At 50.2% G+C, this 12,069-nt stretch carries 11 protein-coding genes; 6 read left to right on the plus strand and 5 right to left on the minus strand.

Translation table 11 applies throughout. From position 1 onward, the window contains the following. Nucleotides 1-9 precede the first annotated feature (9 nt). The 4 genes from BMZ14_RS08985 (at nt 10) to BMZ14_RS09000 (ending at nt 6,351) form a co-directional block, all read left to right on the plus strand. Complete coding sequence (locus tag BMZ14_RS08985) at nt 10-1,236, plus strand: glycosyltransferase family 9 protein (protein WP_083396730.1); 1,227 nt, start codon at nt 10-12, stop codon at nt 1,234-1,236. Further along, a complete protein-coding gene (locus BMZ14_RS08990) occupies nt 1,233-2,039 on the plus strand; it encodes a glycosyltransferase family 2 protein (protein WP_074796879.1) in 807 nt (268 codons plus the stop codon). Before BMZ14_RS08985 ends, BMZ14_RS08990 begins: the two co-directional genes overlap by 4 nt. A 270-nt stretch (nt 2,040-2,309) precedes the next feature. Further along, the gene (locus BMZ14_RS08995) at nt 2,310-3,107 is read left to right on the plus strand and encodes an inositol monophosphatase family protein (RefSeq protein ID WP_074796881.1); all 798 of its coding nucleotides are present in this window, start codon (nt 2,310-2,312) and stop codon (nt 3,105-3,107) included. 178 nt (nt 3,108-3,285) lie between these two features. Then, nucleotides 3,286-6,351 carry an MFS transporter gene (locus BMZ14_RS09000; RefSeq protein ID WP_218145004.1) on the plus strand — a complete coding sequence of 1,022 codons (3,066 nt, stop codon included), beginning with the start codon at nt 3,286-3,288 and terminating at the stop codon, nt 6,349-6,351. Nucleotides 6,352-6,432: 81 nt separating this feature from the next. Here BMZ14_RS09000 and BMZ14_RS09005 read toward each other — a convergent pair whose 3' ends face one another. Together BMZ14_RS09005 and BMZ14_RS09010 are read right to left on the minus strand one after the other, a co-directional pair. Further along, nucleotides 6,433-6,837, minus strand: a complete 405-nt coding sequence (locus tag BMZ14_RS09005; protein WP_074796885.1) for a hypothetical protein — start codon at nt 6,835-6,837, stop codon at nt 6,433-6,435. 292 nt (nt 6,838-7,129) lie between these two features. After that, on the minus strand, nt 7,130-7,588 hold the full coding sequence (locus BMZ14_RS09010; RefSeq protein ID WP_074796887.1) for a YbhB/YbcL family Raf kinase inhibitor-like protein: 459 nt from the start codon (nt 7,586-7,588) through the stop codon (nt 7,130-7,132). A 326-nt stretch (nt 7,589-7,914) separates the two neighbouring features. On the opposite strand from BMZ14_RS09010, the gene BMZ14_RS09015 reads away from it, so the two are divergent. Further along, entirely contained in the window at nt 7,915-8,922 is a 1,008-nt protein-coding gene (locus BMZ14_RS09015) for a glycosyltransferase family 9 protein (RefSeq protein WP_074796889.1), read from the plus strand. A gap of 146 nt (nt 8,923-9,068) precedes the next feature. After that, nucleotides 9,069-9,872, plus strand: coding sequence for a glycosyltransferase family 4 protein (locus BMZ14_RS09020; RefSeq protein WP_256208526.1), 804 nt, complete (start codon nt 9,069-9,071; stop codon nt 9,870-9,872). Nucleotides 9,873-9,886: 14 nt separating this feature from the next. Here BMZ14_RS09020 and BMZ14_RS09025 read toward each other — a convergent pair whose 3' ends face one another. The 3 genes from BMZ14_RS09025 to BMZ14_RS09035 all read right to left on the minus strand — a co-directional run bounded on the left by BMZ14_RS09025 (nt 9,887) and on the right by BMZ14_RS09035 (nt 12,043). Then, on the minus strand, nt 9,887-11,011 hold the full coding sequence (locus BMZ14_RS09025; protein ID WP_074796893.1) for a glycosyltransferase family 9 protein: 1,125 nt from the start codon (nt 11,009-11,011) through the stop codon (nt 9,887-9,889). A gap of 102 nt (nt 11,012-11,113) precedes the next feature. Further along, complete coding sequence (locus BMZ14_RS09030) at nt 11,114-11,308, minus strand: DUF2795 domain-containing protein (protein ID WP_074796894.1); 195 nt, start codon at nt 11,306-11,308, stop codon at nt 11,114-11,116. A 324-nt stretch (nt 11,309-11,632) separates the two neighbouring features. Beyond that, nucleotides 11,633-12,043 (minus strand): response regulator, encoded by a 411-nt coding sequence (locus tag BMZ14_RS09035; protein WP_074796896.1) that lies wholly within the window; start codon nt 12,041-12,043, stop codon nt 11,633-11,635. Nucleotides 12,044-12,069 lie beyond the last annotated feature (26 nt).

Consider the following 12,069-nt stretch of genomic DNA (forward strand, 5'->3'; position numbering starts at 1 on the left):
AAACAAGCAATGTTCTCTGAGGCCTGGAAAAGCTGCAAGAATATACTCTGTATCCGGCTGGACAACATGGGTGACGTGCTGATGAGTCAGCCGGCTATCCGGGCGCTTAAAGAAGGAATTCAAGGCAGGAAAGCAACTCTGCTGACATCGGGCGCGGGGTCATCGATCGCTCCGTTTATTCCGGAAGTGGATGAAACCATCACGTTTGATGTTCCCTGGGTAAAGACGAATGAAATCAGGGGAGAGCAACAGTTACTGGCCCTGGCGAATGAGTTGAGAAGCCGGGAATTCGACGCAGCCGTAATCTTCACAGTTTACAGTCAGAACCCGCTACCAGCCGCCATGCTGTGCTACCTGGCAGGCATCAGGAAAGTTCTAGGTTACTGCCGTGAAAATCCCTACCAGCTTATCGCCCAGTGGGTGCCCGATAAAGAACCTCTCGATTATGTAATCCACGAAGTTGAACGGCAACTTCGGCTGGTCGGCATGGCCGGAGCGAAGACCTCGAATACAAAGCTTTTGCTGGAGATCCCAAAGGAGGGCCGGCAAAACGTATCGGACAAAATATCGGACTTGTTAGTCTCCTCTGGCATTCGCGCGGATGAGCCCTGGCTGGTGCTGCACGCAGGGGTCAGTGAGGAGAAGCGGCTTTATCCAGCCAGCGATTACATAAGCGCTTGCCGGTCGCTCATCAAACAAGGCTACAGGATCGTACTCACCGGAAGTGGCAGTGAGCGAGATTACGTGGGCGAAATTTCGCGCCAGCTCGGCGGTGTTGCCATGAATGCCGCAGGCGAGCTATCCATTGCGGAACTGATTGCGCTGATTGCCGCGGCCCCGGTTTTAGTCTCGAATAATACAGGGCCGGTTCATATCGCTGCCGCCGTAGGGACACCAGTCGTCGTGCTCTACGCCATGACGAACCCTCAGCACACACCCTGGCAGGTGGCAAATCAAGTGCTTTATTTTGAGGTACCGTCAAAGCTGCGGACAAAAAACCGGCTGCTTCAGTCTTTTCATGGACCCTCAACCCCGAGGGCTTCCCCGGAGGGGATTGTGGCCGCTGTAACCGAGCTTGTTTCCCTGTCAGGAAAGCACCTATCTGGCGCCACGCGCTTGACGTGGAGCGCAGCCGCAGGCAACCGCGTCATGCCGTCCATCCCATCGGGTAGCGGGTTCTCCGGGTTTGACGAATACAATATTTGCTCCCGACATCAACATGAAAACGTTAAATGATGCGCACAGAAATTACTGTACTCATTCCCTCATATAATCGGCCCAGCGCACTTGCGGTCACACTGACAGGGCTTTGTTTTCAGCACTGCCCGGATTTCTCTGTCATTATTTCCGACCAGAGCGATGCGTCTGTTTATCTCGATGCTTCAGTCCAGACCGCTATTCGCTTGCTGGAAAAAAAAGGGCATCAGGTGCAGCAACTGACCAACTCGCCGCCCCGCGGCCTGGCACAGCAGCGTCAATTTTTACTGGACCTTGTAGAGTCCCGGTACTGCCTATATCTTGATGATGACGTTTTGCTGGAGCCTTTTGTTATCCAGAATATGCTGCGGGCGCAAAGAGAGGAGGAGATTGGATTTGTAGGGCAAGCAGTCATAGGACTTTCATACCGGAATGATTACCGGCCCGAGCAGCAGGCGATCGAGCTATGGGAGGGGCCGGTAGAGCCGGAGCTTGTTACTCCGCTGGATATCAGTTGGCAGCGCCACGCCCTCCATAATGCAGCCAATATTCTTCATATCCAGGAAAGGCTACAGCTCGCCCCCGACGCACAAAAAAAATACAAGGTTGCCTGGGTTGGGGGCTGCGTGCTGTACGACGCTCAAAAGCTGCGAGAAACGGGCGGTTTTAAATTCTGGAAGGAAGTACCGATGGAGCATGCTGGCGAAGACGTCCTTGCACAGCTGAGAGTCATGAAGCGCTACGGTGGGTGCGGCCTTATCCCATCGGGAGCCTATCACCAGGAAGTGCCAACCACGGTAACAAACAGAAAATTCGATATTCCGAAAGAGTTGGCGTTATGAGCAAAAGGACGGGGCGTTCATACTTAAAAAATTTGCTTATCCCCTCTATCCACATTACTTGCTTGCCAAGAAAGACGGTGAGTTCCGTTATTCGGGCTTGACCGGGAGATACCTTGAATTCCTTCATTCCGGCCTGACCCGGAATCCAGCTAAAACTGATGACGGTGATTCACCGCCGTTGGATACTCGCTTTCGCGCAAATGGCGATCATTCTGTTTCCTTGCCAGATAAGCGATCCCGAAACATTCGATCTTGGGCCAACTTCCTCCCATGGATAACTTGAAGTTCAAAACTCCTGACGACGAACAATTCTTTTTTATTGAAGAAATAGAAAAAATTGCAAGAAACGCAGGAAACATTATCAAAGCGCACTACTCTGAAGGTGTGGCCCACGAATTTAAGTCGGGGCGCCAGGTAGTAACCAGCGCCGACAGGGAGTCTGAACAGCTACTAAAAGAACAGCTACTAAAAATCCACTCCTGCAGTTTTTATGGGGAAGAAGAAGGTGGAGATATTGCCGAAGAAGGCGATCAATGGATGGTCGATCCGCTTGACGGAACAGAAAATATGAACGGATATCCTCCGCTTCTTGCCGTTTCGATTGGGCTTCTTCGCAATGGTAAACCTGTTCTCGGCGTCATCTACGATCCCATTCACTCCACCTTGTACAGTGCTCAAGAAGGCGGGCAAACAAGAGTAAACGGAGAAGTTGCACGAGTAAGCAGCCAGACCGACCCCGCAAAGGCCGTTATCAGCCTCGATTTTTCGTCGAAAATCGCCACGCGTCATCAGACACTTAAGCAACTTTCTCGCGTATTGGAACAAGCGCGCGCAGTAAAGGTGTTCGGTGCGCCCGTGCTATCTCTCGCAGCCGTTGCTACAGGACGCCTCGACCTGTTTTTCCGCCCCTCGACCAAACTAGCAGATATGGTAGCGGGTGTTTGTATGGTCAGGGCATCAGGGGGCAAAGCGGTGGATTACGAAGGCAAGGATTGGACAATACGTTCGACAGGGGTTATTGCCGGATCTTCAGCAATGGTGGAGGCGTACCTCCCTTGTTTTAAATAACATCACCGCTCGGTTCAAAAACTAATGTCATTACAGAAATAGAAAATTATCAAATTTGCCGCTTGATCCTGTCGCTGTGAAATAACACCTAACAATAACTCAGGGGGGTTATAGCAGGATGATGCCTCCGGTAAAAGAACCCCTCGCGGGGTTAGCATTACTCGTCATATTTGGATTCTTGATCTGGCATAACCGCCCACTCGAGAGATCCCGTCCCTTTTATCCAGACGTTGAACGTCAAACCCCGAGTACTACCGGACACGCTTATGAAAGCCGCTTTTGGGAGGATACTTTTGCCTTCGATCCCCCTGAGCCGAAGGAAGACAAATCTAAAGGTTACTGCAAAAAACAGTTAATCGAGGAAATAAAAGCTACTGAAAATCCCGTAAAAATATTGGCCCCGTTGTTAAAAGTTCGGCCCGATACGCTGGAAAATAGGGAGCTTCGAACCAGGCATCGATACGCGGTAATTGCAGGACTAATAGAATCAGGCTATCGCCCCTTAAAGCCGGGCTATCGCCCCCTGGCGCGCGGCCATCACTCTTTAGAGGCAGGCCATTTGCACTTTTGCTCCAGTCAAGAGAACAGCGGAAACCAAGAATATGATGTGCGCTGGGAGCATTACTCCCGTGAATCCCAAGATGAGTTAGCCCTAGGTAAATCCGACGTTATTGTGGTCTGGATGAATAGTGAAATATTTATTGATGATAATAGGTTCCGGGTTATGTCAAAAAATCTGCTCGGAGAAAAAGAGATAATTAAAAATAACTTCTATATTTATGATTTGAACAACATCCTTGATCAGGACCGCTCCGACGAGATAAGAGAAGAAATTAAGGATATTAATAAAAATAATCAAAATGATAATATCAAAATCGTCAAGCCGGCCGGCTCAGACACAGCCTCAGGCAAGGCGCTTACTAAAAAACTAGCGAAGGAGCTAAAGCTACGCAATATTAAAGAACCTGAAGAAGTATTGATTATTACTGAACACGATTCACAGAACGCTCGCAATCTGTCGCGCGACTTTCGTAAAACTTTCAGTGAATCTTTTGACAAATGTAAACCTGAATCCAGCACGAAGACGCCTATTCATAATGCGGAAAACAGGACTGATAATGCCGAAAGCGGTGCTTGTGAAATAAGAAACGTTTTCTATCTAAAAGGCGCGGCTGCCTATCAGCAAATAATCCATAAACAAGATAAAAATGAAAATCAGGCAGCCGCCAATGAGGCTGATCGCCGTCCTGCTATCGATCTGCATAATTCGCCACCGCTACCTATCGGCCCCAACCAACTGGATTACTTTCATCGCTTGGCAGGACAAATTAAAGCTCCTCACCATGATATAGATCTGAAGAAACGCGACAGCGGGATAAAAGCCGTGGGCATTTTCGGCAGTGATTTTCATGACAAACTTCTGATACTTGAGGCTTTGCGCGCAGAAATGCCCCATATTCTGGTTTTTACAACCGAGCTGGATGCGCAGATGCTTCACCGGAAGCATTGGCGGTCCATCAGAAACCTGATTGTCGCCTCGCACTTTGATCTGCTGCTTCGAGAAGAAACCAAAGACGATAAAAACAGAGATGATAAAAACGAAGATGAAAAAACGCGCTTTTGGCAACACCAGGATCAGTTTCCTCCCTTTCGGGACAGCCAGCAGACCAATATCTTTTACCGCATTCTCAGCATTGCTGCAGGCGATGCAAAAGGAATCGAAGAATCAGAAAAAACCTTTCCCCGGATTTTTGAAGTCGGTCGAAACGGTTTTGTCAGCTTGGGTACAGCGGAAAAAAATAACCCTCTAGATTACCATCCTCCCAATAACACTCAGGAAAATACCGCTGAACAGCTGACGCTCCTGGCCCTAATTGCAGCTTCCCTTATAGGGTTTCACTGGGCTATACGCCCCTGGTCCGACCGATTCACTGCATTCCTGTTCCTCTTTACGTCCTTAATGTTCGCCATTGCCTTCGGCTTTGGCACAGATTTCTTTAGCACAAACGAATCAAGAGAGCCCTTCAGCTTTACTGATGGCGTGAGTCTCTGGCCTACGCTATTTATCGAAATCCTTGCGGTTTTTTTAGCGGGCGTTTTTTTTGTTCAAACCATTGGCGAGCTTGAGGGGAATTTTTGCCGGCTGAACGTACGGTACTTTCGAAATCGCCTCTCACACTTGCGTGTTCGCTCTAACCGATGCGAATCGCTGGTAAGAAGTCGGCTGCATAGCTTGGGGCTGTGGTTAAGAGGTCTGAGAAGGGAATGGCGCTTATTCGTTGTTCTCACAGTATCGGTTACCGTTTATGCATGGAATGATGTCGATCCGTCAGGTTTTTCCTTTTGGCCTTGCTTTACAATCCTTGCGATTTTGGCAACAGTTTATCTAATAGTAATAGAGAAAATAGAGAAGCTTAAGAATAATATTTCAATCAAACATTGGATGGAGGCGGACAGCTGGAGTAGTCCTTCCAGTCAAGTAAATCATGAAAGAGAATTATGGAAACAATATAAGAAGTATGGCCGGTTTGGCCCTCGCATAGTACGAGTCGTGGGAATATGGCTGATCTTTGCCATCATCGAAACCCTGCTTGCTTACCTGCTGCCGCCTTGGCCATTACCGGGGCGAGGCCCTACCGCTACCGATTGGATTTCCTGGTTCGAAATGGCTCGCGTGACAGGAGTACTGGGCTTTACCGTAATCATGCTTTTGCTCTTTTTCATACTCGATACAGTGAGACTGAATTTTTACTGGATCAAAAAGCTGCGTACACAACATCCGCTGCTCACTGTTCAAAGCCCTGATATTGCTGGGCTCCCGTCGCTTAAAGATATGGTTCCGCTGGTAGCTGAAAGAACCCGGGCGGTTGACAAGCTTATTTATTATCCAATGCTTTGCATTATGCTGATGCTGTTTGCCAAGATCACCTATTTCGATAACCAGGAATTCCCGCTCAGCAAAGGCATTACTTTCGGCGCAGCCATCTCACTTCTCTTCTTTTCGGGCTTCGTGCTTCGGCACGAGGCAAACGAACTTAGGCTTTGCGTCAAAAAGAGCGTGCGGGTGATATGTGTGAATAACTGCTTGAATAACAGCTTAGAAAATGAAACCATCAGCAGAATAGATGCGATCGACGAAGGCGCTTACCAACCCATGCTCGAGCAACCCGTCATGCAGGCGTTATTGATGATATTGGCCTCTATCGGTCTTTTTGCCGGGGAATATCTCAAGTTACTTGGATGATTCTAAGAGTTACCAGACGAATTCAAACGCCCCCCGATCATTAGAGAGCCCCCTTTCTAATCCCTTTTTCTCTGCCCGGAATTACCTTCCCTCAAGCAACGCCTTTAGCTCATATTTTTCCCTGTCGATTTCACTCCGCGTACGTACGCCAGAGCGACGCAATAGAGGTACTGGCGGGCACCATCCCTGAAGCCCGTGCTGGAGCAGGAATGACAGTACAACCGCCGGTAACGCCAGCCATTTCCTGTTGACCGTTACGCCAAGCAAAAGACCGGTCAAGGCGAGTGTCGAGGCGTTGACTTCAAGCGCGCGCTCAACGTCCCACTCTTTGTCGAGTTCCCCGATGCGTCTATTGATGACTTCCTCGCTACTGTTGGCGTAACGCCGGATGTTGCTATTTGTTTGTCGATCTATTTCGCGGTTCACATGGGGCGCTGTTGAGTGACGAACGCGGTCTGCGCTCGTTGAGTCTTCCGCGTGTATCATGATTTTTCTCCTTTTAAGAAGCGGTTCAGGGAAAGCATGATCGTTTATCAACAGTTATCGATGTCGATAGCTACTTGATAGAGAAGGTACGGCCAGAAGGAAGTATTATTAGGCGTGGTTTCTGAAATCTCTGTACGGAAAGACACAGTCGCGACGGAAGTAAATTGTTCTATTGAGTAGAGGTCCAATAAAGTTATCTTTGTTTCCGATCCTATGGCAGCGATAAAGGACGCGCCAAAGCGGAACATCCCGGGACAGAACGTTCCGCTGTATGAATGTATCTACAGGAAGCTTACGCTCCCGCTTTTGTTCCTTCACACAGGCCGACAAGCGTTGCAGAATCGATAATGTGATCCTGCAAGCTCGCGGCCACCTGCGTTTTATCGGCGGTGGGAGGCAGGTCAAGCATCGTATCGAGGGCAAACAACTGGAAGTGGTAATGGTGGATGCCGCTGAAGTATTTGGGGCAAGGTCCTTCGTATCCGTGGGTACCGCCATTCGCGATGCCTTCTGTGCCTCCCTCAGGAATATGACCGGCTGGTACAGATGTTGTCGTTGGGGGAATATTAAAAACGAGCCAGTGGATCCAGGGACCCGGCGTTGCATTGTGATCTTCCACGATAAGAACAAGGCTTTTGGTCTTGGCGGGCAACTCCCGAAACTCGAGGGCAGGACTGATATTCTCTCCGTTGCAAGTATGCAGCGTTGGGACATTAGTACGATCGTGAAATACTGGACTGGTAATAAACATAAAGTCTCCTTTCTTGGCGGGCGAACAAATATGACACGTCATGCTAGCGGAACCTGGCAGCAGTAGCTCGCAGGATGGTGGAGGCGAAGCCGTAATCCATCTGTCGCTTGATGGGTTACGTTTCACTCCATCCATCCTACTGGATACGATTAAGCCCACTGATGACAACTAGATAATATCTTCTTGCTTGATAAAGGTGGTGGCGAAAACATCAATCAGGTAAATCGGAAAAACGCTTGCAGAAATAGTGTCTTGTCTTTTATGTATACTGTTCGCAATACCGCGGGACAGTAGAAGACAATAAAGGGTATATCAGCAGGAACGATATGGCTCAGCTAAGCGATCTGCCAATAAAAAAAATTGCCATTTTCAGAGCGTTGAAGTTAGGCGATTTCCTGTTGTTTACTCCGGTATTGAAAACTGTCCGGCAGGCTTTTCCACAAGCCAGCATCGATTATGTCGGCTTACCCTGGAATAGGGCGCTTGCAAAGCGCTACAATCATTATATCGATGAGTTTGTCGAATTTCCCGGTTTTCCGGGGTTGCGGGAGTCCTCGTTTAGCGCCGAAGCGGTTACAGGGTTTCTGAGCGACATGCAGCAGCGAAAATACGACCTCGTCTTGCAAATGCATGGCAAAGGCACGATGTCAAATATCATCGTATCCCTTTTCGGTGCCCGGATACTGGCCGGATTTGCGAGTCAGGAAACATACTGGCCTAATCGGGATTTTTTCATGCAGTATCCCGCCCGGCAAGCCGAGCTGAATAAAGGCCCTAGCCTGCTGGAGTTTCTTGGCATGGGTCAGTCGGACATTGCCATGGAATTTCCGTTATTCGAGGCGGACCATCAAAGGCTACAGGCTTTGGAAGAATACACGTCCATCAGCGGCAAGCCTTACGTCTGTTTGCATCCGGGTGCTATTTCCGCGACGCCCTGGCCGGCTGAGCATTTCTCGGCAGTGGCGGACAGTTGCATCCAGCAGGGCTTGAAAGTGGTTTTGACGGGTACCGTTCAGGAAAAACCGCTGACACAAGCAGTCATGCAGGCGATGACAGGGACGGCGATTGATCTCGCGGGTAAAACCGATATCGGGTCGCTTGCGGCGCTGATAAAAGGCAGCAGAGCAGTTGTTTCTAATGACACCGGCGTTGCGCATTTGGCGGTAGCGGTTGACGCGCCCAGCGTGATCGTCTTTACGACAACCGATCCCTTGATCTGGGGCCCGCTTGATCAGGTTCGCCACAGGGTTGTGGCAGGAAAAGCTGCCGCGACGCCTGAAGCGGCTATCTCGGCAACCAGGGCAGTACTGGAAAATGAAAGGAGAAACCCATAACTCAGAGAAAACTCCGCGTTCTTACCTGGCATATTCACGGTAATTATCTTTACTACCTCACGCAGGCACCCTTTGAATTTTATCTGCCAAAAGGAGAGGGCGAGGGCTATGGTGGCCGCGCACCTGGTTTTGCCTGGGGAGAAAATGTGCACGATGTTCCCGTGGACGAGGTGAAGGATCTGGAACTGGACGCAATACTGTTCCAGCATCGCAAGAATTACGAAGTTGACCAGTACGAGATATTATCCGAGGCTCAGCGCCGCTTGCCAAAAATCTATCTCGAACATGACCCGCCGCAGGAACACCCTACCAACACCAAACACTGGGTTGACGATCCGGCCATGCTACTGGTTCACGTGACCGACTTTAACCGACTGATGTGGGACAACAACCGGACCCCGGCAATCGTCATCGACCACGGAGTGATAGTGCCGGACGACGTGATCTATACAGGGGAGTATCCCAAGGGGGTCGTGGTGGTGAATAATATCCGGAAACGGGGACGGCGGTTGGGCCTGGATGTATTCGAGAAAATTCGTGAGCAGATACCCCTGGATCTGGTAGGGATGGGGGCAACTGAACTGGGTGGCCTGGGCGAAGTGCCTCATGACAAGCTGCCGGCTTTTGTCGCGAAATACCGTTTCTTCTTTAATCCGATTCGCTATACGAGTCTGGGCCTGTCAGTCTGTGAAGCGATGATGGCCGGATTACCAATGGTAGGACTTGCTACAACCGAGATGGTGACGGCGGTTGAAAACGGTAAAACCGGTTATGTGGAAACGGATGCAGACAAGCTTATCGAGCGGATGCGCTATCTGATCGATAACCCCGGACATGCCAAAGAACTGAGTCAAAACGCCAGGCATTATGCAAATCAGCGCTTCGGCATAAAGCGATTTGGAAGGGACTGGCAACTGGCCATCGGTCGTTTTGTAGAAAACGTTCGATAGAGCATGGAGGGACCCTAGTTTTTTGCGGGTGGTAGCAATTCCGAGGCCAGTTCAAGTACTTCTCCGGCGGATACGCTTTCGACAAACGAGTATGGGTGATCGCAGCCGGACACAACCGGTTGAAAAGGCCATGGGGAAACAGGTTTGACGCCGCATTGAGGACATTCAAGCTGCCAGCTGATGGCAAGGCGATGACGGTTCCGGTTAAGCGGTCCCCAGTTAAGCATATTCGGCGCCCAGAAAATACCGACCGTCGGTGAGCCAACTGCTTGTGCCAAATGAAGCGGTCCCGTGTCATTGCTGATGACCAGTTCGCTCTTCTGCAAGAGGGCCGCAAGGCCGCCAAGCTTCATTGAGGTGCAGGGAATGGCGGCACGATTCATCGCCTGCATGACGCTTGCAATAATCTTTTCTTCTTTCGGCGTCCCTGTCAGGACAACTTCATATCCTCGCTCAATCAGGCTGTCGGCTACATTGGCAAATTTGCCGGCTGGCCAAAGTCGCCGGGTGTCATCGGCACCCGCGTGGATCACGACATAGCGCTTGTCCTTAATGATCTCTTTAAGGAAGGCAGTTTCCTGCTCATCTGTTTCCGTCACCTCGAGATGAGGTTCGAGCCTGGTGGTGCAAGCCCCTATTAACGCGGCAATTTCCAGATTGCGGAGGACTTCACTTTGGTAATGTACGTAAGGAATAAAGCGATCGATAGGTTCTGCCTTCGGGTTACCCATGCCTACCGTGAGGCCAGCGCCGAGCTTGTTAATGAAAGGATTGACTGCTTTGCCATCGCCTTGCAGGTGCATGATAACGTCAAATTTTTCCGCCTGCATGGCTTCGTAAAACAGTTCAACCTCAACCGGACCCCCGCTGCCCGAATTGGCATTGTTTACACGGCCTTTTGTTTCAACCGGATCATTGACGCCGGCGAGGGCCGGGACGTTAATAACCCGGTCGATCACTGACGGCCGCCTGGCGAGGAATTCCTTTACCCACGGCTTTGCAAGCAAGACCAGCTCGGCATTTGGATAGGTTTCTTTTATCGCCCCCAGTGCAGGTAAGGTGACAATAAAATCCCCCAGCGCCTTGGCCTGGAGAACGGCGATTTTACGCGGCACGCTAAGCAGGTAAGCTGGCGTCAAGTCTACGGGGAGTAAGCACTCCTGCCGCTTGTGTCATCCCTGGTGCTGGTTCCAATCCTCCCCCTCGGTCAAAGCGGACTTCATATCCCCTATACCCGGAAACTAGTCAATCTCGCCAATCGCCTTGCTGACGTCGGCGGGGGTCTCGAAGCTTTCGTCCGGCAGTTGCTCCAGCGTTTGCATTATATTTTTATCAGCCCCTTTGGACTTGGCGTGATCCACAATTTCTTCCTTGCTCGCCGGGTAATCCATGCCGGATAAAAACTTTTGCACTTGAATCGGGTTAGCTTTTGTCATGGTTCCTCCTCAATATTTTAATTGCGGCAATCCCACCCTTCATCTCGAACGCTGCGCTGCGATAATCGGCAAATCACTTGGAAGATACCGTATTCGATCCTTGCGATCGTAATGCAACTATCAAATTCTAGTGTACTTCCAGCTTAATTTCAGAGAACGGGTTCGTCCTTGATTCAAAGAGCAGGATTTTATTCCGGATACGGAGCTCATGGGCTTGACCGGATTAACTTGTTCTCCGTACAGCGCGCATTCTTCGAGCCTGTCTGCAAAACAAGTTCAATCCTTCCTGTTGCCCAAAAAGATCATCCGGCAGCAACGATAACGTTAGTTACGAAATAGCTGTCTTGTCACACTCGAAATTGCATCGATCAATGCCTGCAATTCAAAAGGTTTGGAAAGATGCCCTTGAAAACCGGCGTCCAGGGCCTTTGCCCGGTCTTCCTGACGGCCGAATGCGGTGAGTGCAACGGCTGGGGTTTGTCCTCCGTTGTGCGCCGGCAGGTTCCTTAGTTGGCGCATAAATTGGTAGCCGTCCGTCTGTGGCATCGCGATGTCGCTCACGATAACGTCGGGCCTGTGCATCTGCACCTGTTCCAATCCTTCGACAGCATTGCCTGCCGCAATCACATCGGCATGATAAAGAGTGAGTACCAGTTTCGTTAGCGCCCGTGCCTCCGGTTCGTCATCTATAACCAGTACCTTAACTCCGGAAAGCACAAAGTGATCTGTATTCATGCTGTTACCTCTAGCGACAGGTGCCG

It is taken from the genome of Nitrosospira briensis, from assembly GCF_900115125.1.
Classification (GTDB): domain Bacteria; phylum Pseudomonadota; class Gammaproteobacteria; order Burkholderiales; family Nitrosomonadaceae; genus Nitrosospira; species Nitrosospira briensis_A.

Bases quoted from the DNA above. Each gene is read 5' to 3' on its own strand.
- BMZ14_RS08985 (WP_083396730.1), top strand. From the start codon at position 10: ATGTTCTCTGAGGCCTGGAAAAGCTGCAAGAATATACTCTGTATCCGG.
- BMZ14_RS08990 (WP_074796879.1), top strand. From the start codon at position 1,233: ATGATGCGCACAGAAATTACTGTACTCATTCCCTCATATAATCGGCCC.
- BMZ14_RS08995 (WP_074796881.1), top strand. From the start codon at position 2,310: ATGGATAACTTGAAGTTCAAAACTCCTGACGACGAACAATTCTTTTTT.
- BMZ14_RS09005 (WP_074796885.1), bottom strand. From the start codon at position 6,837: ATGATACACGCGGAAGACTCAACGAGCGCAGACCGCGTTCGTCACTCA.
- BMZ14_RS09010 (WP_074796887.1), bottom strand. From the start codon at position 7,588: ATGTTTATTACCAGTCCAGTATTTCACGATCGTACTAATGTCCCAACG.
- BMZ14_RS09015 (WP_074796889.1), top strand. From the start codon at position 7,915: ATGGCTCAGCTAAGCGATCTGCCAATAAAAAAAATTGCCATTTTCAGA.
- BMZ14_RS09030 (WP_074796894.1), bottom strand. From the start codon at position 11,308: ATGACAAAAGCTAACCCGATTCAAGTGCAAAAGTTTTTATCCGGCATG.
- BMZ14_RS09035 (WP_074796896.1), bottom strand. From the start codon at position 12,043: ATGAATACAGATCACTTTGTGCTTTCCGGAGTTAAGGTACTGGTTATA.